This window comes from Bradyrhizobium viridifuturi, from assembly GCF_001238275.1.
Classification (GTDB): domain Bacteria; phylum Pseudomonadota; class Alphaproteobacteria; order Rhizobiales; family Xanthobacteraceae; genus Bradyrhizobium; species Bradyrhizobium viridifuturi.
Genome location: NZ_LGTB01000037.1, coordinates 71,754 through 97,454 on the forward strand (window position 1 = coordinate 71,754; position 25,701 = coordinate 97,454).

Sequence of the window (25,701 nt, forward strand, 5' to 3'; positions counted from 1 at the left end):
CCGCGCGAAGCGCGGCCCGATGACAGGCTCCGACGTCATCTACCGTACTTCCGGAAGAAGATTGTGGATTGCGCTTCGCCAAGCCGCTCCCCGCTACAGCGTCACCACGATCTTGCCGAGGTGCTTGTTGGCTTCCATGTGCTCGAAGGCCTTGCCGATGTCGGCGAATTTGTAGACTTGGTCGATCGGCAGCTGCAGCTTGCGCGCCTCGACAGCGGGCCAGATGTCCTTGCGCACCTCCTCGAAGATCTCTCTGACCTCCTCGATCGAACGGGTGCGGAAGGTGACGCCGATATACTGGATGCGGCGCGCCGCGTGCAGGTCGAAGTTGAAGTCGCCATGGGTGCCGCCGAGCCGGCCGACATTGACGATGCGGCCCTTGACCTTGGTTGCCTTCAGGTTCTGGTTCGCGACCGGGCCGGAGATCTGGTCGACGATCAGATCGACGCCTTCGCCTGCTGTCGCCTGCAACACCTGATCGACCCAGGCGGGATCCCTGGAGTCCACCGCAAGATCAGCGCCGAACTCCTTGAGCCGGCCGCGGCGCATCGAATCCGTCGACGAGCCCACCACGAGCTTGGCGCCCTTCAGCTTTGCGATCTGCATCGCCATCAGGCCGACGCCGGAGCTCGCGCCCTGGATCATGACGGTCTGGCCGGGCTGCAATGCGCCATTGGTGACGACGGCGTTGTGCATGGTGGCGAGCGCGACGGGGAGGGTGGCGGCCTCCTCGAAATTCATGTTCGACGGTGAACGGAACAGCCTGCCGTGATCGGCGAGCGTGTACTCGGCGAACGCCGCGCCGCCGGAGCCCATGATCCTGTCGCCGACCTTGACGCCCTTGGCATCGGGCCCGAGCTCTGCAACCTCGCCGGCCCATTCCATGCCGAGCACGGTGCCGACGCCGCCGGCCGCGCCATGGGCGTGGCCCTTGGTCATGCCGAGATCGGCGCGGTTCAGCCCGCAGGCATGAACCTTGACCAGCACCTGTGTGCCCTTCGGGACGGGCTTGGCGACGTCAGTGATCTCAGGGCCGTTGGCTCCGTACACGTAAGCTTTCATGGGTTCTCTCCAGCTGTTGGCCGAGGCGTGTCGCAACGCACGTCGCGCACTTGGGGATTGATGTCAGGGTTGATGGACGTCTAGTTGCTTGCGGAAGAAGGCCAGGATGTCAGCGTTCAATTCCTTATGGAACGCAACGCGGTCGAAGCCCGGCCGGTCCGTGCAGACATTCGGCAGTTTGGCCGCCAGGGTTGCAGAGCAGGGCGCCAGGAACACGAAATGCCCGGCATTGGGGACCACGTGATAATCCGTCTTGATCGGCAGCGCCTGGTTGATCTCCGTGACATAGCCGGGATTGATCTCGGTGATCCTGTCCTCGCCGCTGAGCTCGGAGGCCCAGAGCTGGGTCGGGATCGTCACGTCCTTCAATGCGTCGCGATCGAACAGCGGACCGAACGCCGGATCGGCGATCACCATTGCCTTCACGCGCGGGTCATGCACGACAGCCTGCGCGGGAAGCTCGTTGCGTTGCAATTCTTCACAGCTCGGCTTGCGGTAGGGCACATCGCAGAAGGCCGTCGCCTTGCGGATATCCGGATTGGCGCCGGCGATGACGAGGCCAGTGTAGCCGCCGCGCGAAAAGCCGAAGAAGCCGATCTTGCCGGGATCGAGTTTGGTGCGGTCCGGCCATGCGTCGAGCATGTAGTCGATCGCCCGCTTGATGTCGGCGGAGCGCTCGACCAGCACGGCGAGTGTATCGGCCCGGCTCATGTCGCCTGCGCCGGTGTCGACGGGATGATTGACCGCGACCACGACGAAGCCGGCATCGGCGAGCGTCTCGGCGGTGTCGTGATGGCCGGTGAAGCTGCCGCGGAAGCCGTGCGAGATCAGGACCAGCGGCAGCTTGTCACCGATCACGGGGCAATCCGCAGTTCCGGGCAAGGTCGAGGTCTTGAGCTGGAACTCGCCTGCGGGCGCGGCGCAGGGTGACCACACCGCGATCTGCATCGGCGGGCCGCCGTCGGACCGCACCTTGATGAGCCGCAGGCCGGCCGCGTCTGCACACGCGGTCGACAGACAGAGCGCGGCCGCAACGGCCGTCTTGAACAAACGCATGCAAACCCCCGCTGGAGCGGTTTCGGTTCCGATTGAATCAGAACCGAAGCTCTAGCTTCTATTTTGACGCGCTGTCTTTACACGAACCGGTGTCCGCTATTCGGCAGCCTGGCGCTTGGCCCCGGACATCATGGCCTCCAGCCGTTCGCGGATGATCGCCTCCGCCTCGTGCACGATGCGGGATATCAGCTCGGCGCAGGTCGGGATGTCGTGGATCAGGCCCTGCACCTGGCCGGCCGACCAGATGCCCTCGTCGGCATCGCCTGTCGCGTAGACCATCTTGCCGCGGGCGCCGGCGACCAGCTCGCGGACGTCCTCGAACTTGGCACCTTCCTTCTCCATCGCAACGACCTTGGTCGAGATCGCGTTCTTGGCGACGCGCGAGGTGTTGCGCATGGTGCGGAAGATCAACTCGGTCTCGCGCTCGTCATTGGCGACGATGCGTTCCTTCACGAGCTGATGGATCGGGCTTTCCTTGGTGCACATGAAGCGCGTGCCCATGTTGATGCCCTCCGCGCCGAGCGCAAGCGCGGCGACGAGGCCGCGGGCATCGCCGAAGCCGCCGGAGGCGATCATCGGGATCTTCACCTTGTCGGCGGCGGCCGGGATCAGGATCAGGCCGGGCGTGTCGTCCTCGCCGGGATGTCCGGCGCATTCGAAGCCGTCGATCGAGATCGCGTCGGCGCCCATCCGCTCGGCGGACAGCGCGTGGCGGACGCTGGTGCATTTGTGCAGCACCTTGACGCCGTGCTTCTTGAACTCGTCGACATGCTCCTGCGGCTTGTTGCCGGCGGTCTCGACGATCTTGATGCCGCTTTCGATGATGGCCTGGCGATATTCGGCGTAAGGCGGCGGCTTGATCGCGGGCAGGATGGTCAGGTTCACACCGAACGGCTTGTCGGTCAGCTCGCGGCAGCGCGCGATCTCCTTGCGCAGATCGTCCGGCGTCGGCTGCGTCAGCGCGGTGATCATGCCGAGCGCGCCGGCGTTGGCGACGGCGGCAACCAGCTCCGCGCGGCCGACCCATTGCATGCCGCCCTGCACGATCGGGTGGTCGACGCCGAACATCTCGGTGAAGCGTGTCTTGATCATTCTGCCCTCGTTTCCATCGGAATTTTCCGCGACGCGGACGGCTGCGCACGGTGTTGTTTTTGGATGTCGAGGGAAGGATGCAGTCCTGTCCGGCAAATGTCTACCGGTGACCTGCGGCGCGCCCATGCGGAAATGTCGGGGCGCGGCGGTCAGGCGAGGGGCGGGCAGAAGTCTTTCGTCATCTGCTCAGGCGCTGGTGATCGCACGCAGCGCCTGGCCGAGAGCAATGACAGCCGGAATGTTCGTTACGCCGGCACGGCGTCCTTCTTCGACGCGGCGGTTTCCTCGTCGAACGCGGCCGCGATGTCGCGCATGCTGACGACGCCGATCAGGCTGTAATTGTCGATGACCGGCACGTGGCGAATGTGGTGCTTGGTCATCAGATGACGGATGTGCTCGAGCGTGTCGCTCGAGGTGCATGACACGAGCTGCTGCACCGAGACCAGTTGCGAGACCTTCATGCCGGCGCCGGCGGCGCCGTGCTCGGCGATCGCGCGCACCACGTCGCGCTCGGTGAACATGCCGACGGCGGTGTTGCCCTCGGTGCGAACGACATCCTTGACCACGAGCGCGCTGATATTGCTGGCGCGCATCAGTTGCGCGGCGATCGCCACCGTCTCGTTCATGCGAACCGTGGCGACGCGAGGGGTCTTCTTGCGCAGGATATCTCCGACTTGCATGGCAACCTCCTTGGTTATCGTTGGCAGGATTCTGGTATACAAAATACCAATTGTCAACGCCGCCGCCTCGGAAATCTACCACCAAGAAATCGCCGAAATAGGCAGAACCGCTGACGTTTCAGATGATTGTGACCGGGTTGAACGGGCAGGCCAATCGCGGCTTCCGGCGCTTCTGGTATCTGGCATCCCTGATCAGCCCAAACGAAAGAGGCGCACCGAAGTGCGCCTCCATCAAGTTCAACCGGACGTCCTGAAATTTGGCAATCAAATCAGGCCGACATCTGAGGCCGTGTTGTTACGCCGTCTTGGCGTTGGTTGCGGTCTCGGCTGCGGCCGCGGCCGCTTCGTTGCCGTTGATGAACGCGCGGCGCAGCGGCTTGATCACGAACAGCGCCATCAGCGCCGCGGTGGCGTTGAGCGCGACCGCGATCACGAACACCGCCTGCCAGCCATAGCTCGCCGCAACGATGCTGGCGGCCGGCACCAGGAGCGCTGCCGTGCCTTTCGCGGTGTAGAGCATGCCGTTGTTGGTGGTCGCGAATTTCGAGCCGAAGGTGTCGCCGCAGGTCGCCGGGAACAGCGAGTAGATCTCGCCGAACACGCCGAAATAGACTGCGGTGGCCAGCACGAACACCAGCGGGTTGTGGCCCCAGGTCGACAGCGTCAGCAGCATCAGCGCGCCGGTGCCGAACGCGATGAACATGGTGTGCTCACGGCCGATATTGTCGGAGACCCAGCCGAAGAACGGCCGTCCGAACCCGTCGAAGATGCGGTCGAGCGAGATCGCGAAGGTCAGCGCGGCCATCTGGAAGCCGGCGAGTGAAACCGGCGTCGTGGCGATCTTGTAGTCGTGCGCGATCGGTGCGATCTGCGCCGCCGCCATCAGGCCGCCGGAGGCGACCATCACGAACACCAGATACATCACCCAGAAGATCGGGCTGCGCAGCACCTGCGGCGGCGTGAAGTCGATCTTGGTCTGCGGCAGGTTGAGCTGCTTCTTCTTCGGCGGAATCGAGACCGCGGGCTTCTGGATGAAGAAGGCGAGCAGGAACACGATCACGCCTTGCCCGATGCCGAAATCGAAGAACGCGGTCTGATAGCCGCTCGAGGCGATCATGTTGGCGATCGGCACTACGGTCAGCGCTGCGCCCGCGCCGAAGCCCGCCGCCGTTGCGCCGGCGGCGAGGCCGCGGCGATCGGGAAACCATTTCAGCGCATTGCCGACGCAGGTGCCGTAGACCGAGCCGGCGCCGATGCCGCCGACGACTGCCGCGGCATAGAGCACGGTGAGTGAATCCGCGTATGAGTTCAGCACCCAGGCGAGCGCGATCATCACGCCGCCGAACATGATGACGATCCGTGGGCCGTATTTGTCGACGAACCAGGCTTCGACCGGCACCAGCCAGGTCTCGGTCACCACGAAGATCGTGAAGGCGAACTGGATGGCCGCGCGGCCCCAGTGATGGGCGCCGTCGATCGGATCGACGAACAGCGTCCAGCCATATTGCAGGTTGGCGATCATCGCCATGCAGACGATGCCCATGATGAGCTGCAGCCAGCGGAAGCCACTGAACGAAGGTTGAGCTTGTGTCGCGGCAGTATTGCTGGAAACCATCAAATCCTCCCGAGCGCGCCTGGTCTTCTTGTGACCCAGTGTCGCAATTATTGTGGCGTATCGTCGCAAACGCTTGCCGGGAGGTTGGTATACTATATTCCAGAATGCAAGCGTGTCTTGCTGCTGCACCGCAGCAAAACTGGCATACTTTGGACTGATCCGGGGTGGCGATCGGCGCCGCAAATGAAAAACGCCCGGCGTCGGCCGGGCGTTTCGTCAGCAGAAGTGGCGCGTTGCCTAAGCCATCGCCGTCGATTTCGCGACCACGATTTTCCGCCATGGCTTGAGCACGGCAATCGCCAGCAGCGAGGCGAGGATGTTGGCGCCGGCCGCGATGATGAACACGTTGTCCCAATTGCCCGACGATTGCTGCATGTAGTTGGCGATCGGCACGAGGAGCGCCGCAGTGCCCTTCGCGGTGTAGAGCAGGCCCGCATTCGTGGTTGCGAACTTGGCGCCGAACGTGTCGGTGCAGGTCGAGGGGAACAGCGAGTAGATCTCGCCCCAGGCGAAGAATACGAAGCCCGAGAGCAGCACGAACCACATCGGATCGTGGCCCCAGAGGTAGAGCATCCAGATGCCGAAGCCTTCCATGCCGAAGGCGATGAACATCGTGTTCTCGCGGCCGATCATGTCGGAGATCCAGCCGAAGAACGGACGCGTCAGGCCGTTGAGGACGCGGTCGATGGTTGCCGCGAAGGTCACGGCCGTCATCGTCACCGCCATCAGCGTCACCGGCACGCTGTCGACCTTCCAGTCGACCGCGATCGGCTTCAGGTTCGCCGTCACCATCAAGCCGCCGGCGCCGACGATCACGAACATGAAGTACATCAGCCAGAAGATTGGCTGCCGCAGCACTTCGGTCGGCTGATAGTTGCGCCGGGTCTGGATGATGTTGGCATTCTGCACGACGGCCGGCACCTGTCCGGCCTTCGGTGCGAGCAGGAAGAAGGCGAGCAGCACGATGATGATGCCCTGGCCGAGGCCGAAATAGAGGAAGGTGGTCTGGAAGCCGGAGTCCTTGATCATCGCCTGGATCGGCGCGACCGTGAGCGCTGAGCCTGCACCGAAGCCTGCTGCGGTGATGCCCGCCGCAAGCCCGCGCTTGTCGGGAAACCATTTCAGCGCGTTGCCGACGCAGGTGCCGTAAACGCCGCCGGCGCCGATGCCGGCGATGATCATGCCGAGATAGTAGCCGTTCAGCGAAGTCGCCTGCGCGTTGATCGCCCAGCCGATCGCGCAGAGGATGCCGCCGATCAGCACGACGAGGCGCGGACCGTATTTGTCGACGAACCAGCCTTCGACCGGCACCAGCCAGGTCTCGAACAGCACGAAGAGCGTAAAGGCCCACTGGATCGATGCGCGATCCCATCCAAACGTCTTCTGGATGTCGGGCACGAAGAACGTCCACCCGTATTGATAGTTTGCGATCATCACCATTGCGGCGACGCCGATCGCAAGTTGCGTCCAGCGATAGGTGTCGCTGACGCGCGCGGCCGCGGGGGCCGCAGTTGCCTGAACCATGTCCGACATTCATCCTCCCAGTGCGCGCTTTGTCATTCTGCTTGTGGCGCGGCGTGATCATCTTGGTATTCGATATGCCAAGGTTCAAGCTGTCGCAGGGGCAGCGTGCGCATATGCCGCAGAAGACTCAACGACCGCGTGAACACTAGTTCAGCGCGCAAAAAAATGGCCCCGGAAAGCGGGGCCATTGGTCGAAGGTTCAATGTCAGGTCGCGTCTTGCAGCAAAGCACGCGCGGCGAGGAGCGCCGAGGAATCGCTGTGCGTCAGAGGCCGAAGCGCGGCAGGTCGCCGTTGCGGTTGGAGATCTCCGCGCTCTTCATCAGCAGGCGGTCGATCGAAGCCAGCAGGCGGCCGAACAGGGTGGAGGAGGGCGCGAGCGCGATGGCGGTAGCAGTCGTCTTGGACATTGGTGTCCCCTTTCACTGGAGGCCAGCAATGGGCCGGCATCATCTGCAGCCAAACTATGTATACCAGATGCCAGATACAACGAGCTTGTTTGCATAGCAGCATTCGCCACTGTGCATTGCAGCAAAGTTGGCCCCTTGGCATCCCAGATCCGAGGGAAAGCGGCGTGAAACCAGAGCCTTGGATCAGGCGTTCCCGGCGGCCGGGTTATCGGCCGCGGGCGCTTCGAGGCCGGGCCGTGGCCAGGCTTAGACAATCGAAACTGCGGCCGTCATAAAAAAAGGCCGCCCCGATGGGCGGCCTTGAGTTGATGGGTTTGCTTTTCTTCTTGGCCGATGAAGGGTCGGGGCCAGATCCCTTCACCGCGTCCAGTCTTCGCCCGCGCACAGCGTTCCCATGCAGCCGCGTACGTTCAGCGTGCCCGACGACACCAGCGTCACCGAGCTCTCGTAAGTCTTGCCGTCGTCGGCGTTGTAGATCCGGCCGGCCCATTTGTTCGGGCCTGCGGGCTGCATGTTGATGAACAGCGAGATGCCCATCACCGGCCGGGTGCGCTGCGCGGGATCGGCATTCTTGTCGTCGAGCTGGGGCTTGCCGGTGGCCTTGTCGGTCGGTTCCTTCAGCCAGACGACGCGGCCGCACAGCGCGGCGCCGCAGCGGTGGACCTTGATCCTGGCGTCGCCGGACTGGGTCAGCCAGACGCCGGCCGGATCGCTCGCTCTGTCGGTGGCTTTGGCGGCGTCGGCGGTGCCGCCGAGCAGCGGGATGTGGAACGCCGCCACGATCAGGCGGCGGGTCAGGTGAGCGTGGATCAACTGCTTCACGGCCTTGAGCTGGCCGTCATTATCGGGGGCTAATGTCATCATCCACCTTCTTCGTGAAAAATTTAATGATAAACATGAAATAAATCACGTTTTAGGTTGAGTCAACAACATTACCAAGGCATGATGGATCGCAGCCGTAATGGCCTGTTTGGCAAAAATTTTTCGGGTGGGTGCGATGGGGAAATCGGTTCGCGAGCAGCGCCAGCTTTGGTTTCGAAGGCTCGACCGGGCGTTCTGGGTGATCTGGGCTGCGCTGCCGGTGGTGCTGTGGCTGGCCTATTACCGCACCACCACGGCCTCGGCCACGATCGCCGAAAGCCTCACCGGCGAGCAGGCCAAATGCGCCGCCATCGTCGCCAACCCGCTCACCATGTCGGCCAAGGGCCAGGTGCTGTTCTGGTCGCTGTTCGCGCTTGGGGTATCGTTTTACGCCGTGTTGATCGGCATCCTTCATCGCATGGTCAATCGATTCGCCAACGGGCGGATCTTCGTGTCCGAAACGCTGCAGGGTGTCTGGTGGATGGGGATCTTCCTGGTGGTCTGGCCGTTTGTGGATACGATCACGACCGTTGCGGTGAGCTATGCCCTGTATCAACTCGGCGACGTCAAATTCTTCCTGCCGAGCTACGGCGTCGACGTCAGCACCGTCGCCGGCGGCGTGTTCCTGATGGCGCTGAAATTCGTGCTCGAGCACGCCATCCTGCTGCAGTCCGAAAACGACCTGACGATCTGAGGGCGATGCCGGTGCCGATCGTGGTGAACCTCGATGTCATGCTCGCAAAGCGCAAGCGCCGCCTCGGAGACCTTGCGGACGCGATCGGCATCTCGATCCAGAACCTGTCGATCCTGAAGACCGGCAAGGCCAAGGCGATGCGCTTCTCGACGCTGTCGGCAATCTGCCGCGAGCTGGATTGCCGGCCGGGGGATATTTTGGAGTATGTGCCTGGCGACGAAGGCGGCGATGCTGAGAGCGGCGAGGGTGGTTGATGCCGCGCGTTCATGCGTGTGCCATGGAATCGATCCCACACGCGGTGCTTCCGGATTTCGGCGACAAATGGAATTCAATAGAGGCGCATCGGAAGGGCGACGCCGTTAGGGCCGGCGAGCAGGCCCCAGGTTTCGTCGGCAGCAACCGCGAATTCCGAGGTCTGCGCCGCGCCGCCCGCGATCCGGACGGCTACCTTGTAGATGCCCGGCGGCAGATTGATTTCCGCACCGTCCGGCGATTTGCGTCCGGTTGCGGGGGTGTCGGTCAGATGACGCCCGGCGCGCGCCTCCAGCTTGATGGTCTGCTCGTTGATGGTGATGACGGCCGCTTCGTCCGTGGCATTGCCGAACAGGAGCCGCACTTGCCCCTGCGTTGGCTGGAATTCGGCATCGGCTGCGGCAGATTTGCGCAGCGAGAGTTCGGCGACCGTTCTGTCGCCCTGGCGAACAAGCCGGAGGAGCGCGGGACCGCTCGATGTCGTGAACGCGACCACGGCCCTGTCGGGCTCGACGCCTGAAACACCGTTCTCGGTCCAGCCGCGCTTGCCGAGTGCGCCACGATAGAAGCTGAGCACGGCCGCAAGGCCAAGCGGCGTCTCGACGCGAACCGCCTCGTTCAAGGGTGACTTCCTCGCCGTCGTCAGCAGCCATGGCTTGGGCCTGGGCAGGCCGGTTGCGAGATCGTCGCTCGCGGCCTCGACCGATGTCTCGGCCGCAGGGACGGGACAAAGCAAGCGCCTGCCGATGCTGCTCCCGGGACAATGGGCGATCGCCCAGGACGTGACGTCGACGGATGTCGGCTGCGGCGCAGGACGCGGGCCCGACGTAGCGTTTTGCGAGCTCGATGCGGTGGCGAATATCGGATCCGATTGGCTGGTGGTTCTCGACGACCATCCGAGGTTGCAACTGACCAGCGGCGAAAAGCCAGTCGTGCAATATTCATGAGGATCCACCGCCCGCGCCAGCGCCGCCGTCAGCGCGGCGACCGTCGCCGCCGCCGTCACGACGGCCAGGCACCCGATGACCAAAACCACTTTCGTTCGACGCTTCATCGCCGGATCCAATGTGCACGAGGGCTCGACGAGAGCCCGGAGGGCAGGTGCTCGTCTTGAGCTTAGTGGCATTGGCCCTGCAAAACGTTCATCGCCAGGTCGTGGTTTGTTTGCCGAATTGGGTGAGGTCATGCTCCGCCGCCTGCTTCTCAGCGGGGCGAGGGCGACCGCCGCCTCAACTCATCCAGCGCGGCAGCGGCAGGTTCTTCCTGCGGAGGAAATCCGGATTGAACAACTTGGACTGGTAGCGCTGGCCGCCGTCGGCGAGGATGGTGACGATGGTCTTGCCGGGACCGAGGTCGCGTGCAAGCCGCATCGCTCCCACGATGTTGATCGCGCTCGAGCCGCCCAGCACCAGCCCCTCATGTTCGATCAGGTCGAACAGGACGGGGAGCGCTTCCTCATCCGCGATCTGGTAAGCCATGTCGATCGGCGCGCCTTCAAGGTTCTTCGTCACGCGGACCTGGCCGATGCCCTCGGTGATCGAGTCGCCTTCCGTCGTCAGCTTGCCCTTGGTGAACCAGTTGTAGAGCGCGGCGCCCATCGGATCGCTGAGCGCGATCTTCACGTCCGGATTGCGGTCCTTGAGGGCGCGGGCAACGCCCCCCAAGGTGCCGCCGCTGCCGACGGCACAGGTGAAGCCGTCGACCTTGCCGTCGGTCTGCTGCCAGATCTCGCGGCCGGTCGTGCGATAGTGGCCTTCGCTGTTGGCGACATTGTCGAACTGGTTCGCCCAAAACGCGCCCAGCTCCGCGGCGAGGCGCGCGGAGTAGCGCGCATAGTGGCTCGGATCGGAGTAGGGCACGGCGGGTATCAGGCGCAGATCGGTGCCGTAGAGCTGCAGCAGGTCCTGCTTCTCCTGGCTTTGCGTGTCGGGCATCACGATCACGGAACGATAGCCGCGCGCATTGGCCACGAGCGCGATGCCGATGCCGACATTGCCGGCGGTGCCTTCGACGATGGTGCCGCCCGGCTCGAGCAGGCCGCGCTGTTCGGCGTCGTCGATGATCGCGAGCGCCGCGCGATCCTTGATCGAGCCGCCCGGATTGAGGAACTCGGCCTTGCCGTAGATGTCGCAACCGGTGGCGTCCGACGGTCCGCGCAGCCTGATCAGGGGCGTATTGCCGATCGCATCCAACAGACCCGCGCGAATAGTCATGGTGCCCCACCCCTCGTTTGCCCGGCTATCTTACGCCGCGCTGCTCAGCATGTTGGTGCTGTTCTCGACGGGAGTTGGGAAGCATCTCTATCGTCCGCGCGTCGATAGCGGTGATTTCGTTCTTTCGAACGGTCGAGAGGCAACAGCTGAATCTGTGCACAGCGCGCCGCAGTGCTTCCTTCAAGCAAACAAAAATGGCCGCGGTTGTCCGCGGCCATTTGTCGTGGTGCTTGAACGTGCAGCTTACTCGGCAGCCTGCTTGCGCGGCGGATCGAGTGCGCCGGAATCGTGGATCTCGGCGACCTGGTGGTCGGAGAAGCCGAGCACCTCGCGCAGGATCTCGTCGGTGTGCTCGCCGAGCAGCGGCGAGCGGGCGACTTCGCTCGGCGAATCCGACAGCTTGATCGGGTTGCCGACCGAGATGTACTTGCCGCGGGTCGGGTGATCGACCTCGACCACGGTGCCGGTGGCGCGCAGCGACTGGTCTTCGGCGATCTCCTTCATCGACAGGATCGGGCCGCAGGGAATGTCGTCCTTGTTGAGGATCTCCATCGCCTCGAACTTGGTCTTGGTCATCGTCCACTGCTCGATGCGGGCGAAGATCTCGTTGAGGCGCGGCAGGCGGGCCGGCGGCTTGGCGTAGTTCGGATCGGTCTTCCAGGTCGGCTCGCCGATCACGTCGCAAATCTTCTCCCAGACCGGGGCCTGGGTGATGAAGTAGATGTAGGCGTTCGGGTCGGTCTCCCAGCCCTTGCACTTCAGGATGCGGCCGGGCTGGCCGCCGCCGGAATCGTTGCCGGCGCGCGGCACGGCATCGCCGAACGGAATGCCTTCGCCGAACTGGCTGTATTCCTTCAGCGGGCCATGGGCGAGGCGCTGCTGGTCGCGCAGCTTGACGCGGGCGAGGTTGAGCACGCCGTCCTGCATCGCCGCGGTGACGCGCTGGCCCTGGCCGGAATGGGTGCGCTGATAGAGCGCGGTGACGATGCCGAGCGCGAGGTGGAGGCCGGTGCCGCTGTCGCCGATCTGCGCGCCGGTGACCAGCGGCAGGCCGTCGCGGAAGCCGGTGGTCGAGGCGGCGCCGCCGGTGCACTGCGCGACGTTCTCGTAGACCTTGCAGTCCTCATACGGGCCGGGACCGAAACCCTTGATCGAGGCGACGATCATCTTCGGGTTGATGGCGTGGATCTTCTCCCAGGGGAAGCCCATGCGATCGAGCACGCCGGGCCCGAAATTCTCGACCAGCACGTCGCACTGCTTGATCAGAGCGGTCAGCACTTCCTTGCCCTTCGGGTTCTTGGTGTCGAGCGTGATCGAGCGCTTGTTGTGGTTCAGCATGGTGAAATACAGGCTGTCCACGTTCGGGATGTCCTGCAGCTGGCCACGCGTGATGTCGCCAACGCCGGGGCGCTCGACCTTGATCACGTCGGCGCCGAACCAGGCCAGCAATTGCGTGCAGGTCGGACCCGACTGGACGTGGGTGAAATCGAGAATGCGAACGCCCTTGAGCGCTTTGGTCATAATAATTGCTCCGTACTCTGGTCTGCCCCTGCACCCGCAGGGAGTGATGTGGGTTGGGGGTTACTTCTTCTTCAAAACGCTCTGCGGATTGAGGTTGCCGATGCGGCCGCTCTCCGAGCCCGCCGCCGGATCGATCACTGCGTTGATCAGGGTCGGCTTGCCGCTATCCAGCGCCGCATTGACCGCACGCTTCAGCTCGTCGGGCGAGGTGGCGTTGACGCCGACGCCGCCGAAGGCTTCCATCATCTTGTCGTAGCGCGAGCCCTTGACGAACACGGTGGTCGCCGGATCGTCGCCGGCGCTGTTGACGTCGGTGCCGCGATAGATGCCGTCATTGTTGAAGATCACGACGCAGATCGGCAGCTTGTAGCGGCAGATGGTCTCGACCTCCATGCCCGAGAAGCCGAACGCGCTGTCGCCTTCGACCGCGAGCACCGGCAGGCCGGTCTCGACCGCGGCGGCGATCGAATAGCCCATGCCGATGCCCATCACGCCCCAGGTGCCGACATCGAGCCGCTTGCGCGGCTTGTGCATGTCGACGACGCCGCGGGCGAGGTCGAGCGTGTTGGCGCCTTCGTTGACGAAGATGGTGTCGGGGCGTTCCGCAATGATGGCGCGGAGCGCGCCGAGCGCACCGTGATAATCCATCGGCGAAGCGTTGCTCATCAGCTTCGGCGCCATCTTGGCGACGTTGTCGTCGCGCTTCTTCGCCACGGTTGCGAGCCAATCGCTTGGTGCGGCCGACCAGTTCGCGCCCATCGCGTCGAGGAACGCGGAGACGCAGGAGCCGATATCACCGACCACGGGGGCGACGATCTCGACGTTGGAATCCATTTCCTTCGGCTCGATGTCGACCTGGATGAATTTCTTCGGAGCTTCGCCCCATGTCTTGCCCTTGCCGTGCGAGAGCAGCCAGTTGAGGCGGGCGCCGATCAGCATCACGACGTCGGCTTCCTTCAGCACGGTCGAGCGTGCAGCACCGGCGCATTGCGGATGCAGATCGGGCAGCAGGCCCTTGGCCATGCTCATCGGCAGGAACGGCACGCCGCTCTTCTCGACGAAATTCTTGATCGCCTCGTCGGCCTGCGCATAGGCGGCGCCCTTGCCGAGGATGATCAGCGGGCGCTTTGCGCTCTTCAGGACGTCGAGCGCGCGCTTGACCGAAGACGGGGAGGGGATCTGCTCCGGCGCCGCGTCGATCACCTTGACCAGCGACTTCTCGCCGGCCGCAGCGTCCATCACCTGGCCGAACAGTTTTGCCGGCAGATCGAGATAGACGCCGCCCGGACGGCCCGACACCGCGGCGCGGATCGCGCGTGCGAGGCCGATGCCGATGTCCTGCGCATGCAGCACGCGGAACGCCGCCTTGCAGAGCGGCTTGGCGATCGCGAGCTGGTCCATCTCCTCATAGTCGCCCTGCTGCAGATCGACGATCTCGCGCTCCGACGAGCCGGAGATCAGGATCATCGGGAAGCAGTTGGTGGTGGCGTGGGCGAGCGCGGTGAGGCCGTTGAGGAAGCCGGGCGCCGACACCGTCAGGCAGACGCCGGGACGCTTGGTCAGGAAGCCGGCGATCGATGCCGCATAGCCGGCGTTCTGCTCGTGGCGGAACGAGAGCACGCGAATGCCCGCCGCCTGGGCCATGCGGCCCAGGTCCGTGATCGGGATACCCGGCACACCGTAGACGGTGTCGATGCCGTTGAGCTTGAGCGCATCGATGACGAGGTGGAAGCCATCGGTCAGTTCTTGCTCGGTGCCCGGTGCCTCGGACTTCGTAGCGGTATTCAGCATCGGCATCGTCTCCCTGATCGTTCTTTGTTCGGACGATCTGATTGTCGTCTGAAGCGGGTGTGGATTCTCAAACTTACGTGAACGGGTCTCTACGTGAACAACTCTTGGCCATGCGCCTCGACATAGGCGGCAAGCCCGAGCGTGTGATCGCGGGCGCGCTTCTCGGCGAGCTCGGTGTCGCGCGCTTCCAGCGCCTCGATGATTCCGAGATGCTCCGGCAGTGAGGTCGCGGTGCGGTCCTTGCGGCCGATCGTGAGCTGGCGATAGCCGCGCACATGCAGCAGCAGGTCGTTGGTGAGGTCGACCAGCACAGGCGATTCCGAAAGCGAGATCAGCGCCTGGTGGAAGGCGATGTTGGCCTTGGAGTATTCCTCGACGTGATCCTGCGGCAGCCGGTCGTCGCTGAAGTCCTTGAAGAAGTCGCGCAGCGCCGAGATGTCCTTCTTGCGCGCAGTGGTCGTGATCAGGCGCGCCGCCATGCTCTCCAGCGCCGCCCAGGCGCGGATCATGTCGACGATCTCCGCCTTGGTGCGGCGGACCACGACGATGCCGCGGCGCGGCACGGTTTTCACGAAGCCGTCCTGCTCGAGCATCGCGATCGCTTCGCGGATCGGCGTGCGGCTGACGCCGAGGCGCTCGGACAATGCGCGCTCGTCGAGCATCACGGGCTCCGGCGTCGCGTAGATGTCCATCTTCAGGATCGCTTCCTTCAAGGCTTCATAGGCCTTGTTCTTGAAGCTCGTCTCCGGCGCGATCCGGACGATGGCGATATCTGTGTCAGCCATGGTGGGCGACGCCTTGGTCTGTTTCGGTTCTGGCACGACTCGTCTCCTCCTCTTGGAGACGTCTTCTTAGCAGAAGAAATTACCCTAGATTTTTGGCATGCCAAATACCAGAATGTCAAGCTGCCCTTATTTTTCGGACTTTTTGATCGTCGACCGACCTTGACAATTACGTTTTTGGCATACCAAATGCCACGAAATTTGTCCCAGGAGGAAGCCGATGTCAAATTCTAAGGATGCGGTCCGCAAAATTCTCGATGCGGTCAGGGCCGATAAGCGCACGAGCCTCACCGCGCCCGAAGGCAAGGTGGTTTGCGACGCCTACGGCATTCCGGTGCCGAAGGAAGGCGTTGCCAAGTCGGCGGCGGACGCCGCCCGGATCGCCTCCGACATGGGCTTCCCGGTCGTGATGAAGATCGTCTCGCCCGATATCCTGCATAAGACCGAGGCCGGCGGCGTCGTGGTCGGCGTCAAGAGCGCGGCCGACGCCGAGAAGAGCTACGAGACCATTCTCGCCAACGCCAAGAAATATAAGGCCGATGCCAAGATCGAGGGCATCCAGGTCCAGCAGATGCTGGGCGGCGGCACCGAGGTAATCGTCGGTTCGATCACCGACGGCTCGTTCGGCAAGCTGGTCGCCTTCGGCCTCGGCGGCGTGCTGGTCGAGATTCTCAAGGACATCACCTTCCGCCTCGCGCCCGCGACCAAGGAAGATGCGCTGTCGATGCTCGACGGCATCCAGGCCCACGAGATGCTCAAGGGCGTGCGCGGCGGCGACCCCGTCAATCGCGAGGCGCTCGCCGACGTCATCGTCAAGGTGTCGCAGCTGGTCAGCGATTTCCCCGAGATCGTCGAGCTCGACCTCAACCCGGTGTTCGCCACCAGCAAGAACGCGATCGCGGCCGACGTACGCATCGTGGTCGACTTCGACTACAAGCCGCGCCCGGCGCCGCGTCCGACCGAAGAGATCGTCGTCGCGATGAACCGCATCATGCAGCCGAAGGGCGTTGCGGTGATCGGCGCCTCCGCCGAGGACGGCAAGATCGGCAACTCGGTGATGAAGAATCTCATCAACGGCGGCTACAAGGGCGAGATCTATCCGATCCACCCGAAGGCGGAAGAGATCTTGGGCTACAAGGCCTACAAGAGCGTCAAGGATGTGCCCGGCGTGATCGACACGGCGGTGTTCGCGATCCCCGCGAAATTCGTCGCCGGCGCGCTCGTCGAATGCGGCGAGAAGAAAATCCCCGGCGCGGTGCTGATTCCCTCGGGCTTTGCCGAAGCCGGTGCGCCCGAATTGCAGGCCGAGATCGTCGAGGTCGGCAAGAAGTACAACATCCGCCTGATGGGGCCGAACATCTACGGCTTCTACTATACCCCGGCCAATCTCTGCGCCACCTTCTGCACTGCCTATGACGTCAAGGGCCACGCCGCGCTGTCGTCGCAGTCGGGCGGCATCGGCATGGCGATCATCGGCTTCTCGCGCTCGGCGAAGATGGGCGTATCGGCGATCGTCGGCCTCGGCAACAAGTCCGACATCGACGAGGACGATCTGCTCGCCTTCTTCGAGCAGGACCCCAACACCAATTTGATCGCGCAGCACTGCGAGGATCTGAAGGACGGTCGAGCCTTTGCCGAGGCCGCCAAGCGCGTCTCCAAGAAGAAGCCGGTGGTCGTGCTGAAGGCCGGCCGCACCTCGGCCGGTGCGAAAGCGGCGTCGTCGCACACCGGCGCGCTCGCCGGCAACGACAAGATCTACGAGGACGTGTTCAAGCAGTCCGGCGTGATCCGCGCCCGCTCGCTCCGGCAGCTCCTGGAGTTCGCCCGCGGCGTGCCGGTGCTGCCGACGCCGAAGGGCGAGAACGTCCTGATCATCACCGGCGCCGGCGGCTCCGGCGTGCTGCTGTCGGACTCCGTCGTCGACAACGGCCTGTCGCTGATGCAGATGCCGCCGGATCTCGACGCGGCGTTCCGCAAGTTCATCCCGCCGTTCGGCGCGGCCGGAAATCCTGTGGATATCACCGGCGGCGAGCCGCCGATCACCTATGTCAACACCGTGAAGCTCGGCCTGTCGGATGAGCGCATCCACGCGCTGATCCTCGGCTACTGGCACACCATCGTGACGCCGCCGATGGTGTTCGCGCGCAACATGGTCGAGGTGAAGAAGGAGATGGAGGCCAAGGGCTTCGTCAAGCCGATCGTTGCCTCGCTCGCTGGTGACGTCGAGGTCGAGGAAGCCGCCGAATATCTCTACCAGAACGGCATCCCGGCCTACGCCTATTCGACCGAACTGCCGGTCGAGGTGCTTGGCGCCAAGTACAAGTGGGCGCGCGGCGCGGGCCTGCTCTGATCGTCGGATCAGCCGGAGACCAAAGGCCGCCTCGGACATCGTCCGGGGCGGCTTTTTCATTGCGCCATCCGATCTGACACGTAGGCGGGGAAGGGGCGGCCGCGCGGCTCTGCCCGCCCGAGTTCCGCGCATCGTCCCGTCATTCCCGGGCCGAGCCGGCTTGCCTTCCACAGCTGATGTGCTACTGATATGTCAGATAAGACGGAGGAAGCTGCGATGGAGTTGGCTGCAACAGGAATGACCGACCGCCAGCGCAAGTATCGCGCGACCTACCGCGAGCGGGTGGTGGGCTGGTACAATGGCTGGCTGCACGTCGTGCTGATCTACACGATCGGGTTCACGGCGCTGTACGTCTACCTGGCCAATCTGCACGACGTGAAATGGTGGGAATACCTCACTATCCCGGTGGTCTTCCTGATTGCGAACTTCTTTGAATGGGCGGTGCATCGCTTCGTCATGCACCGGCCCTCGAATGTGCCGCTGCTGCGCGCGATCTACAGCCGCCACACGCTGATGCATCATCAGTTCTTCACCGAAGAGGAAATGCGCTTTGCCGATCATCACGATTGGCGTGTCACCTTCTTCCCGCCCTATGCGCTCGTGGTGTTCACCCTGATGTCGATCCCGCCGGCGATCGTGGCCGGGCTTGTGATTTCGGCCAATACCGGCTGGCTGCTGATCACGACGACCACGTCGATGTACCTGATCTACGAATTCATGCACTTCTGCTGCCACGTCGAGGAAAACGCCTTCGTGCGCAACATGCCCTTCGTCAACACCATCCGCAGGCATCATACCGCCCATCACAACCAGTCGATCATGATGGAGCGGAACATGAACCTGACCTTCCCGGTGATGGACTATGTGTTCGGCACCTCCGACCTCAATCGCGGCCTGCTTGGCCACGTCTTCAACGGCTACAGCACGCGCTATGTGAAGACCGACATGCGACGGACGGCGCGGACGCCGCGGGTCGTGGTGAAGGAGCGATCGGTGCCGCATGCCGCAGCTTGAACCCAATCTCGCCGGACTCGCCTGGTTCGGGCTGCTGTGGAGCGTGTGCTGCATCGGATTCCTGCAGCTGGCCGGGATGTATCCGCTGCGCGGGCGCTCCGTCCTGCCGGTGACGATGACGACGATATTGTGGGTGATGCTGCTCGCCGGCACGCTGGCATTCGCCCTGGTGGAGCTGCGCTGGACCACCATCATTGTGGTGGGCGGTGTGCTGTTCCTGTTCCTGCCCGAGCTGTTTCAGGCGCTGCCGGAATGGTGGCGCGACGGACGGGCGGGATTGCGGCTGTCCTGTTGCGCCATGGTCGCAGCGCTGGCGCTGCTGATCGGCGTGGCTGCGCCGTCGTTTCACATCTGGACCTGAGGGGACGTTTTCGATGCCAAGCCACATCAAGCTCATGTTGTCGCTGGCCTGCCTCGCTACCGCGGCCTGCGGATACTTCTTCATGGTCTATCTGGGGCAGCAGGGACCGAGCTACGCGGTCGCCTTCCTCGGTGTGTTCGCCACGGTCGCGATGTGGATCTTCCCCGAGGTCGTCAAGAAGGACCTCAAGATGCGTCCGCCGGGGTCTTGATGTGATGCTGCAGCACGGGGAGGATCCGATGGCGAACTATACCGGGGACCGCACCATCGACGGCATTTCCGTCCTGGTCGACGGCGCGCCGCTGTCACCGCATTACGACCAGCTCCGTCTCACCGAGCATGGTTTTGAGTGGAGCTATGAGGGACCCGAGCCGGCACAGCTGGCCTTCGCGCTGCTCTATGATCATCTGCACGACGCCACGGTCGCAAAGGCGCTGCACGAGAGCTTCATGCGGCGCATCGTCGCCAATTTCGACAACGAATGGGAGCTCTCCTCGGCCGATCTCGATGAGGCGGTCGCGGCATTGCGGTCCGGACAGACGGCCTGACCCCCCCTGATTTCTCCACGAGAGAATTTTTGAGATGACGCTGACCTGTCGCGCCGCGGTGCTGCATCAAAGCGGAACGCCGCTCTCGATCGAGCGCGTTACGCTGGCGCCGCCTTCGCCAACCGATGTCGTGGTGAAGGTGCGTTCGGCGGGGCTCTGTCATACCGATCTGGAGGTGATCGACGGATCGCTGCGTTATCCCCTGCCGATGATCCTCGGGCACGAGGCGGCCGGGGTGGTCGAACAGGTCGGCAGCGCGGTGCGCGACGTCCGCATCGGCGACCACGTCATCCTGTCATGGAATCCGCATTGCGGGCACTGCTTTCACTGCGACCGCGCGCAGCCGATCCTGTGCGAGACCTATCTCGCCAGGGGTGCGGAAGGCGTGCATTTCGACGGCACGTCGAAGGCGCAGCTCGCGGCCGGCGGCGGCCTGGCGCATCTGATGTTCCTTGGCGCGTTCTCGGAATATGTCGTGCTGCCGGCGCAGCAGGCGATCGTCGTGCCAAAGGACATCCCGTTCGACCGTGCGTGCCTGATCGGTTGCGGTGTCATGACCGGCGTCGGCGCCGCGCTGAATGTCGCCGAGATCGGCTATGGCGATACCGTGATGGTCACCGGCTGCGGCGCGGTCGGGCTGGCAGCGGTGCAGGGCGCCAGGCTCGCCGGTGCCGGTGCGATCATCGCGGTCGATCTCGACGACGCGAAGCTTGCGCTGGCGCGGCAACTCGGCGCGACGCACGCCGTCAACGCGGCGCGCGAGGACCCGGTCCAGGTTGCGAAGGCGGCGACGCGCGGGCGGGGCGCCGACGTCATCCTCGAGGCGGCGGGCCATCCACTGGCGTTTCGGCAAACCGCGGAGGCGGTGCGGCCGGGCGGCGAGGTGATCTGGCTCGGCAAGATCGACGTCACGCAGGACGTGAGCTTCCGCTGGGGCGCGTTGATGGGCGAGAAGCGTTTCCGCCGTTCGAGCTATGGCGGCGCGCGGCCGCGGCGCGACTTCCCCTTGCTGGCGCAGGCCTATCTCGACGGCCGGCTCAAACTTGACGAACTGATCACCGGCCGCTGCACCCTCGACGGCATCAATGATGGCTTCGAAGCGTTGCGGCGCGGCCGGTCGATCCGCACGGTCGTCGAATTCTGAAGCATGATCCGGAAAAGTGGACCCGGTTTTCCGAAAAGTTCACGTTCGAACAAAGGTTTCTACAGCGTCGAACGCGCGAAACTCTCGATGTAGTCGATCAGGCTGTCGGAGGCAGCGCCCGCGGCGTCGACGCGGCGCTCGGCGATGGCTTCGGCGACATCGGCATGCAGCCGCGCGGCGAGCGGCAGATCGGCCGCTTCCTTGTAATGCTGGTACCAGAATCGGCGCGACAGGCCGTGCATCAAGCCCATGGCGCGGGAGGCGAACTCGTTGCGCGACGCCGCGGAGATCAATGTGTTGAACTGGTGATCCAGCCGCATGAACAGCAGATCGTCGGACTTTTCCGCTGCGCGCCGCATGCCGGCGGCGATCTCTGAGAACTGCGCACGCTGCTCGCCGGTGGCGCGCTCGGCAGCGCCGCGCGCCATCAGCCGTTCCAGCTCGCGCCGCACCTCGAGCAGGCGGAGCTGGGCGCGAAGGTCGATCTCGGACACCAGCACGCCGCGACGGGCCAGGATGTTGACGAGGCCGTCGCGCGACAGCCGCTGCAGCGCCTCGCGGATCGGGGTACGGCCGATGTCGAGCCGCTTGGCGAGCACGAGCTCGGAGAGGGCGGTGCCCGGAGGCAATTGCAGCGTCACGATCAGCTCTTCCAGCTCGGCATAGGCGCGATCGGTGAGGGTGACGTCGCCCTGCGGGAGAAGAGCCTGCGCGGTAGCGCGCGGCTTGCCGGCGGCGGACGATTGCCGCGCCGGCCGGCGGCTTCCTGCTGCGCGGGCGCGCACCGTGCTGGATCGTTTGCTCGAATCTGCCATCGGGATCTTGCGTGCTGCTGTCCAGCAGATATCTCACACGCCCCGATCGCACTGACAAGCGCCCGATCAGCACTACACCGAATCCGGCGGAGTGCAGCGAACGGCCGCGCATCATCAGTGCGAAATGCTCTCCAGCGACCGGCCGCGGGTTTCCTCGCCGAGCAGCAGCACCGCCAGCGCCGCCACCACGAACGCGCCGGCGCCGAGCGCGAACACGCCGCTCTGTCCCGCCGCGGGCAGGATCACGCCGATCACATAAGGGCCGATCAGCGATCCGATTCGGCCGACCGCGGAGGCGAATCCGGTCCCGGTTGCCCGGACATGGGTCGGATACAGTTCGGGCGTATAGGCGTAGAGCGTCGACCACATGCCGAACAGGAAGAACTGCATGCAGAGGCCGGCGATGATGAGCTGGGTCTGGTCCGCCGCCGAGCCGTAGAAGTGGCACGCGATCGCGCCGCAGAGCAGGTTCATTGCCAGTGTCGCCTTCCGGCCCCAGGATTCGACGAGCCATGCCGAGACCAGGAAGCCGGGGATGCCCGCGAGCGAAATCAGGATGGTGTAGAACACCGATTTGGTGATCGGGAATCCCTTGGCCTGCAGCAGGGCGCCGAGCCACGTGGTCAGGCCGTAGAAGCCGAGCAGCGCGAAGAACCACAAGGTCCACAACATCGTGGTCCGCCTGGCGTAGATGCCTGAAAACAGCGTCCTCAGGCCCGTTGTTGCGGATGCGGGGGCAGGCGCCTGGCGCACGACCGGCGGCAGCTCCTTGCCGCCGATGCGATCGCGGACCCTGCCTTCGATCTCGCGCACGGTCGCTTCGGCCCGCTCGGAATAGCCATGCGAAGCGAGCCAGCGCGGCGATTCCGGAACATAGCGCCGGACCACGAGCACGAACACGGCCGGGATCGCCTGCAGGATGAAGACCCAGCGCCAGTCGGCGGCCTGCAGCACGAAGTAGGTCAACAGGCCCGACGCGATGAAGCCGAGCGGCCAAAATCCCTCGAGGAAAGCGATGTAGCGGCCGCGGTTGCTGGCGGGCATGATCTCCGGGACCATCGATTGCGCGACTGGAAATTCCATGCCCATGCCGAAGCCGAGCAGCAGACGGGATGCACCGAGCGCGGTCGCCGTTGTCGAGAGACCGCAGCACAGGCTGCCCAAGCCCCAGAAGATCATGCTGACCTGGAAGACGCGGGCGCGGCCGAAACGGTCGGCCAATAGGCCGGCGGAGGCGGCGCCTATGAACATGCCGAGGAAGCTCATGCTGGACAGCAACCCGGCTTCCGCCGTCGACAGGCCGAAGGTCTGACGGATCGAGCCGAGCACGAAAGTGAGCGCGGCCAGGTCCATGCTGTCGAAGAACCATGCGGTTGCGATGATTCCGAAGATCCAGCGCTGATAGGAGGTCAGCGGCAGGCGTTCGAGCCGTGCCGCGATGTCGGCGACCTGCTGTGCCTGCGCGGTCCGCGCGACGGCGGCCGGAGCCAGGCGTCCGGCCGATGCGGTGACGTCGGAAACGGTCATTGCTGTCCTCCCCAGGTGGACGTTGCCGGGCTCTTTTCGGCCCACTTTCATAAAATGTCACACGAATAGCAGTAATATGTCAATTGATGATCACGTGCGCGAGGCGCCTGACAGGGCGGAACCCATCGGCGCCTCGCGCCGGCCTTCCGTGATCTGATCGACGATCGGTGCCGCTTCGGACAGGTTCCGAAGCGGCATCAAGACCCGGTTAACGGCATCCGAGAAATCGGGGGCTAACGGATAATCCGGCTTTAATGGGGGGCCGACTAAACGTCTCTGGTTGCAGCGTGCCGGATGCCAGGAAGCATCCGTTATTGCGTCCGAAGGAGGCGTTTTCCCCATCATGTCAATTCAGATCGATTCGGATTTTGCGAGCGACGATCGCGCCAGGGCGCAGATCGGCGCGGCGGTGAGCTATCTGCTCAGGGATGCAACCGGCGTCGCGCGTGAGCATGCCGTCGAGACGATTGTCGAGATGGTGCGCGAGATCGCGAGCCGGCCGGCCGGTGCCGATGCGCCATCGCTTCAGCCGCTGATGAGCGGCGTCGCCTACCGGGACTTTGTCATCGATGCCTACCGGCGCGACGTCGATCGGTGGCGCGCGACCATCCGCCGTTCGAACGGCAAGAAGATCCGGATCGCCTCGCCGCCGTCGGTGCGCGACGAGGCGACGACGACGGCGGACGCGATCACCGCCGAGAAGGCCATCGAGTTCGCCAGGCGCGCGATCGACCTCGGCGAGGTGATCTGACCCGCACGGCCTCTAGGCTGCTCGGATGTCGGTCCGGCAGTCGCTGCTCTATGCCTGGGACGCGCGATGTGCGAGTCTTGATCCATCGCGTCCCAGCTGAGACATGCCATGCCGTCAGAACTCCGCTCGCCCCGTCTTGCCGTCCTGATCGATGCCGACAATGCATCCGCAAAGATCGCAGATGGATTGTTCGAGGAGATCGCCAAGATCGGCGAGGCCAGCGTGCGCCGCATTTATGGCGACTTCTCCAATCCGAGGTCCAAGGGCTGGGCCGACATCCTGTCGAAGCACGCCATCATCCCGCAGCAGCAATTCGCCTATACGACCGGCAAGAATGCATCCGACATCACCCTGGTGATCGACGCGATGGACCTGCTGCACAGCGGCCGGTTCGATGGTTTCTGCCTGGTGTCGTCGGACAGCGATTTCACCCGTCTTGCCGCCCGTATCCGCGAGCACGGCATCGACGTGTTCGGGTTCGGCGAGCAGAAGACGCCGGAAAGTTTCCGTCAGGCCTGCCGCAGGTTCGTCTACACTGAGAATTTGCGCGGCGGCGCGGTGAGCAACCAGGACTCGGCCGCGCGTGCCCAGCCGTTGCAGCCGCCCGAAGCCGCGACGCCGATCATCAAGAAGGTACTCGGCCAGATCGCCAGTGAAGATGGCTGGGTGACGCTTGGCGAGGTCGGACGCCAGCTCGCCAATGTCGCATCCGATTTCGATCAGCGGACTTACGGCTTCCGCACGCTCGGCGAACTGGTGCGCAGGACCAACGCCTTCGAGATCGATAATCCCAAGGGCGGGGCGATGCGGATCCGCATCAAGCCGGCGGCCGCGCCGCCGCCGAGACGGAGAGCGCCAAGACGGCGAGCGGACCAAAAGCCGCCGGAATGAAAAAAGCGCGTGGCGCGGGCCCGCCCTGAACGTCTTCTGAATCTGAACCAATGATGAATGCCGTCTCGCACGCTATTCGAAGCGGCTTTTTCATTTGTGCTGGAACCAAAGCGAGTTGCGAGGGAACTGGAATTTGCGCGCAAGTTGCCGCGCTGGAACTGGAACGTCTCATTCGCTCCGATGTTAAAATGCGTCGATCAATTCGGAGGAGGAGAATGATGAACAAGCCTTTTGCCGTTTCCCTTGTCGCTGCTGCGTCGCTGCTCGCGTCCGGTTCGGCCTTCGCGCAGTCCACGACCGCTGCGGGCGCCGTCAACGGTGCGCGAACCGGCGGCGAGATCGCGGGCCCGGTTGGCGAGATCGTCGGCGGCACGGTGGGTGCTGCGGTCGGCGCCGGCCTCGAGATTCCAAATGCGGTGATCACCTCGATCCCGCGCGGCGAGCCGTCGGTCGTGGTGCGCGAGCGCGTCGTGGTCGGCGAGCCGCTGCCCGACACCGTCGTGCTGCGCCCGGTGCCGCGCTACACCGAGTATCGCTATGCGGTCGTCAATGATCGCCGCGTGATCGTCGACGCGCGCAGCCACCGGATCGTCAAGATCATCGACTGATCGCGCCAAGCTTCATCTGATTGCAAATATCCTCGCGGGCATATCGCCCGCGGGGATTTTCTTGGATGCCATGAATACCGGCATGGCACAGGCCCGGTTTTTTCATGCAGCCACCGGTTGGCCTGACCGCCTGATCCCTTA

General features: G+C 64.1%; 26 protein-coding genes. 11 read left to right on the plus strand and 15 right to left on the minus strand.

Annotated features, from left to right (window positions below; translation table 11 throughout):
• Positions 1-93 precede the first annotated feature (93 nt).
• From ALC15_RS29425 to ALC15_RS29455, 8 genes are all read right to left on the minus strand, one after another.
• On the minus strand, positions 94-1,062 hold the full coding sequence (locus ALC15_RS29425; RefSeq protein WP_050630311.1) for a zinc-binding dehydrogenase: 969 nt from the start codon (positions 1,060-1,062) through the stop codon (positions 94-96).
• 63 nt (positions 1,063-1,125) lie between these two features.
• Positions 1,126-2,118, minus strand: coding sequence for an alpha/beta hydrolase family protein (locus tag ALC15_RS29430; RefSeq protein ID WP_050630312.1), 993 nt, complete (start codon positions 2,116-2,118; stop codon positions 1,126-1,128).
• A gap of 96 nt (positions 2,119-2,214) precedes the next feature.
• Complete coding sequence (locus ALC15_RS29435; RefSeq protein ID WP_050630313.1) at positions 2,215-3,210, minus strand: NAD(P)H-dependent flavin oxidoreductase; 996 nt, start codon at positions 3,208-3,210, stop codon at positions 2,215-2,217.
• A 245-nt stretch (positions 3,211-3,455) separates the two neighbouring features.
• Entirely contained in the window at positions 3,456-3,890 is a 435-nt protein-coding gene (locus ALC15_RS29440; RefSeq protein WP_021082056.1) for a CBS domain-containing protein, read from the minus strand.
• A 295-nt stretch (positions 3,891-4,185) separates the two neighbouring features.
• Positions 4,186-5,505, minus strand: a complete 1,320-nt coding sequence (gene oxlT / locus ALC15_RS29445; RefSeq protein ID WP_050630314.1) for an oxalate/formate MFS antiporter — start codon at positions 5,503-5,505, stop codon at positions 4,186-4,188.
• A gap of 237 nt (positions 5,506-5,742) precedes the next feature.
• Positions 5,743-7,038, minus strand: a complete 1,296-nt coding sequence (gene oxlT / locus ALC15_RS29450; protein WP_050630315.1) for an oxalate/formate MFS antiporter — start codon at positions 7,036-7,038, stop codon at positions 5,743-5,745.
• 255 nt (positions 7,039-7,293) lie between these two features.
• Positions 7,294-7,437 (minus strand): hypothetical protein, encoded by a 144-nt coding sequence (locus ALC15_RS44920; protein ID WP_167350175.1) that lies wholly within the window; start codon positions 7,435-7,437, stop codon positions 7,294-7,296.
• 357 nt (positions 7,438-7,794) lie between these two features.
• A complete protein-coding gene (locus ALC15_RS29455; protein ID WP_094194185.1) occupies positions 7,795-8,301 on the minus strand; it encodes a DUF2147 domain-containing protein in 507 nt (168 codons plus the stop codon).
• Between the two features lie 133 nt (positions 8,302-8,434).
• On the opposite strand from ALC15_RS29455, the gene ALC15_RS29460 reads away from it, so the two are divergent.
• Complete coding sequence (locus ALC15_RS29460) at positions 8,435-8,992, plus strand: DUF2975 domain-containing protein (protein WP_050630316.1); 558 nt, start codon at positions 8,435-8,437, stop codon at positions 8,990-8,992.
• Between the two features lie 11 nt (positions 8,993-9,003).
• On the plus strand, positions 9,004-9,246 hold the full coding sequence (locus ALC15_RS29465) for a helix-turn-helix domain-containing protein (protein WP_024579626.1): 243 nt from the start codon (positions 9,004-9,006) through the stop codon (positions 9,244-9,246).
• Between the two features lie 74 nt (positions 9,247-9,320).
• On the opposite strand, the gene ALC15_RS29470 is transcribed toward ALC15_RS29465, so the two are convergent.
• From ALC15_RS29470 to ALC15_RS29490, 5 genes are all read right to left on the minus strand, one after another.
• Entirely contained in the window at positions 9,321-10,298 is a 978-nt protein-coding gene (locus ALC15_RS29470) for a hypothetical protein (protein WP_128089625.1), read from the minus strand.
• Positions 10,299-10,473: 175 nt separating this feature from the next.
• Positions 10,474-11,457, minus strand: coding sequence for a cysteine synthase A (locus ALC15_RS29475; RefSeq protein ID WP_050630318.1), 984 nt, complete (start codon positions 11,455-11,457; stop codon positions 10,474-10,476).
• 243 nt (positions 11,458-11,700) lie between these two features.
• Complete coding sequence (frc, locus tag ALC15_RS29480) at positions 11,701-12,978, minus strand: formyl-CoA transferase (RefSeq protein WP_050630319.1); 1,278 nt, start codon at positions 12,976-12,978, stop codon at positions 11,701-11,703.
• Positions 12,979-13,038: 60 nt separating this feature from the next.
• Positions 13,039-14,769, minus strand: coding sequence for an oxalyl-CoA decarboxylase (gene oxc / locus ALC15_RS29485; protein WP_050630339.1), 1,731 nt, complete (start codon positions 14,767-14,769; stop codon positions 13,039-13,041).
• A gap of 89 nt (positions 14,770-14,858) precedes the next feature.
• Complete coding sequence (locus tag ALC15_RS29490; RefSeq protein WP_050387017.1) at positions 14,859-15,554, minus strand: GntR family transcriptional regulator; 696 nt, start codon at positions 15,552-15,554, stop codon at positions 14,859-14,861.
• A gap of 217 nt (positions 15,555-15,771) precedes the next feature.
• Between ALC15_RS29490 and ALC15_RS29495 the strand changes: the two genes are divergently transcribed.
• The 6 genes from ALC15_RS29495 to ALC15_RS29520 all read left to right on the plus strand — a co-directional run bounded on the left by ALC15_RS29495 (position 15,772) and on the right by ALC15_RS29520 (position 20,968).
• Positions 15,772-17,901, plus strand: a complete 2,130-nt coding sequence (locus tag ALC15_RS29495; protein ID WP_050630320.1) for an acetate--CoA ligase family protein — start codon at positions 15,772-15,774, stop codon at positions 17,899-17,901.
• Between the two features lie 216 nt (positions 17,902-18,117).
• Positions 18,118-18,915, plus strand: coding sequence for a sterol desaturase family protein (locus ALC15_RS29500; protein WP_021082068.1), 798 nt, complete (start codon positions 18,118-18,120; stop codon positions 18,913-18,915).
• Positions 18,902-19,276, plus strand: a complete 375-nt coding sequence (locus ALC15_RS29505) for a hypothetical protein (protein WP_050630321.1) — start codon at positions 18,902-18,904, stop codon at positions 19,274-19,276. Before ALC15_RS29500 ends, ALC15_RS29505 begins: the two co-directional genes overlap by 14 nt.
• Before the next feature lie 13 nt (positions 19,277-19,289).
• On the plus strand, positions 19,290-19,487 hold the full coding sequence (locus ALC15_RS29510) for a hypothetical protein (protein ID WP_024579640.1): 198 nt from the start codon (positions 19,290-19,292) through the stop codon (positions 19,485-19,487).
• Between the two features lie 28 nt (positions 19,488-19,515).
• The gene (locus ALC15_RS29515; protein ID WP_050630340.1) at positions 19,516-19,824 is read left to right on the plus strand and encodes a DUF6166 domain-containing protein; all 309 of its coding nucleotides are present in this window, start codon (positions 19,516-19,518) and stop codon (positions 19,822-19,824) included.
• 34 nt (positions 19,825-19,858) lie between these two features.
• Positions 19,859-20,968: a Zn-dependent alcohol dehydrogenase gene (locus tag ALC15_RS29520; protein ID WP_050630322.1), complete on the plus strand. Its 1,110-nt coding sequence runs from the start codon at positions 19,859-19,861 to the stop codon at positions 20,966-20,968.
• Between the two features lie 59 nt (positions 20,969-21,027).
• Here ALC15_RS29520 and ALC15_RS29525 read toward each other — a convergent pair whose 3' ends face one another.
• Entirely contained in the window at positions 21,028-21,783 is a 756-nt protein-coding gene (locus ALC15_RS29525) for a GntR family transcriptional regulator (RefSeq protein ID WP_050630323.1), read from the minus strand.
• A gap of 114 nt (positions 21,784-21,897) precedes the next feature.
• The gene (locus tag ALC15_RS29530) at positions 21,898-23,310 is read right to left on the minus strand and encodes an MFS transporter (protein ID WP_050630324.1); all 1,413 of its coding nucleotides are present in this window, start codon (positions 23,308-23,310) and stop codon (positions 21,898-21,900) included.
• A gap of 343 nt (positions 23,311-23,653) precedes the next feature.
• Between ALC15_RS29530 and ALC15_RS29535 the strand changes: the two genes are divergently transcribed.
• The 3 genes from ALC15_RS29535 to ALC15_RS29545 all read left to right on the plus strand — a co-directional run bounded on the left by ALC15_RS29535 (position 23,654) and on the right by ALC15_RS29545 (position 25,560).
• The gene (locus ALC15_RS29535; protein ID WP_050630325.1) at positions 23,654-24,061 is read left to right on the plus strand and encodes a hypothetical protein; all 408 of its coding nucleotides are present in this window, start codon (positions 23,654-23,656) and stop codon (positions 24,059-24,061) included.
• Between the two features lie 108 nt (positions 24,062-24,169).
• Positions 24,170-24,952, plus strand: a complete 783-nt coding sequence (locus ALC15_RS29540) for an NYN domain-containing protein (RefSeq protein ID WP_050630326.1) — start codon at positions 24,170-24,172, stop codon at positions 24,950-24,952.
• Positions 24,953-25,170: 218 nt separating this feature from the next.
• Complete coding sequence (locus tag ALC15_RS29545; protein ID WP_050630341.1) at positions 25,171-25,560, plus strand: DUF1236 domain-containing protein; 390 nt, start codon at positions 25,171-25,173, stop codon at positions 25,558-25,560.
• The last annotated feature ends 141 nt before the right edge of the window (positions 25,561-25,701 follow it).

Excerpts from the sequence above, each read along its gene's own strand:
- ALC15_RS29460 (WP_050630316.1), top strand. The coding sequence starts at position 8,435 with ATGGGGAAATCGGTTCGCGAGCAGCGCCAGCTTTGGTTTCGAAGGCTC.
- oxlT (WP_050630315.1), bottom strand. The coding sequence starts at position 7,038 with ATGTCGGACATGGTTCAGGCAACTGCGGCCCCCGCGGCCGCGCGCGTC.
- ALC15_RS29545 (WP_050630341.1), top strand. The coding sequence starts at position 25,171 with ATGAACAAGCCTTTTGCCGTTTCCCTTGTCGCTGCTGCGTCGCTGCTC.
- ALC15_RS29425 (WP_050630311.1), bottom strand. The coding sequence starts at position 1,062 with ATGAAAGCTTACGTGTACGGAGCCAACGGCCCTGAGATCACTGACGTC.
- ALC15_RS29500 (WP_021082068.1), top strand. The coding sequence starts at position 18,118 with ATGGAGTTGGCTGCAACAGGAATGACCGACCGCCAGCGCAAGTATCGC.
- frc (WP_050630319.1), bottom strand. The coding sequence starts at position 12,978 with ATGACCAAAGCGCTCAAGGGCGTTCGCATTCTCGATTTCACCCACGTC.
- ALC15_RS29515 (WP_050630340.1), top strand. The coding sequence starts at position 19,516 with ATGGCGAACTATACCGGGGACCGCACCATCGACGGCATTTCCGTCCTG.
- ALC15_RS29530 (WP_050630324.1), bottom strand. The coding sequence starts at position 23,310 with ATGACCGTTTCCGACGTCACCGCATCGGCCGGACGCCTGGCTCCGGCC.
- ALC15_RS29505 (WP_050630321.1), top strand. The coding sequence starts at position 18,902 with ATGCCGCAGCTTGAACCCAATCTCGCCGGACTCGCCTGGTTCGGGCTG.
- ALC15_RS29470 (WP_128089625.1), bottom strand. The coding sequence starts at position 10,298 with ATGAAGCGTCGAACGAAAGTGGTTTTGGTCATCGGGTGCCTGGCCGTC.
- ALC15_RS29455 (WP_094194185.1), bottom strand. The coding sequence starts at position 8,301 with ATGATGACATTAGCCCCCGATAATGACGGCCAGCTCAAGGCCGTGAAG.
- ALC15_RS29535 (WP_050630325.1), top strand. The coding sequence starts at position 23,654 with ATGTCAATTCAGATCGATTCGGATTTTGCGAGCGACGATCGCGCCAGG.
- ALC15_RS29540 (WP_050630326.1), top strand. The coding sequence starts at position 24,170 with ATGCCGTCAGAACTCCGCTCGCCCCGTCTTGCCGTCCTGATCGATGCC.
- ALC15_RS29495 (WP_050630320.1), top strand. The coding sequence starts at position 15,772 with ATGTCAAATTCTAAGGATGCGGTCCGCAAAATTCTCGATGCGGTCAGG.
- ALC15_RS29440 (WP_021082056.1), bottom strand. The coding sequence starts at position 3,890 with ATGCAAGTCGGAGATATCCTGCGCAAGAAGACCCCTCGCGTCGCCACG.
- ALC15_RS29490 (WP_050387017.1), bottom strand. The coding sequence starts at position 15,554 with ATGGCTGACACAGATATCGCCATCGTCCGGATCGCGCCGGAGACGAGC.
- ALC15_RS29435 (WP_050630313.1), bottom strand. The coding sequence starts at position 3,210 with ATGATCAAGACACGCTTCACCGAGATGTTCGGCGTCGACCACCCGATC.
- oxlT (WP_050630314.1), bottom strand. The coding sequence starts at position 5,505 with ATGGTTTCCAGCAATACTGCCGCGACACAAGCTCAACCTTCGTTCAGT.
- ALC15_RS29510 (WP_024579640.1), top strand. The coding sequence starts at position 19,290 with ATGCCAAGCCACATCAAGCTCATGTTGTCGCTGGCCTGCCTCGCTACC.
- ALC15_RS29525 (WP_050630323.1), bottom strand. The coding sequence starts at position 21,783 with ATGGCAGATTCGAGCAAACGATCCAGCACGGTGCGCGCCCGCGCAGCA.
- oxc (WP_050630339.1), bottom strand. The coding sequence starts at position 14,769 with ATGCTGAATACCGCTACGAAGTCCGAGGCACCGGGCACCGAGCAAGAA.
- ALC15_RS29475 (WP_050630318.1), bottom strand. The coding sequence starts at position 11,457 with ATGACTATTCGCGCGGGTCTGTTGGATGCGATCGGCAATACGCCCCTG.
- ALC15_RS44920 (WP_167350175.1), bottom strand. The coding sequence starts at position 7,437 with ATGTCCAAGACGACTGCTACCGCCATCGCGCTCGCGCCCTCCTCCACC.
- ALC15_RS29520 (WP_050630322.1), top strand. The coding sequence starts at position 19,859 with ATGACGCTGACCTGTCGCGCCGCGGTGCTGCATCAAAGCGGAACGCCG.
- ALC15_RS29430 (WP_050630312.1), bottom strand. The coding sequence starts at position 2,118 with ATGCGTTTGTTCAAGACGGCCGTTGCGGCCGCGCTCTGTCTGTCGACC.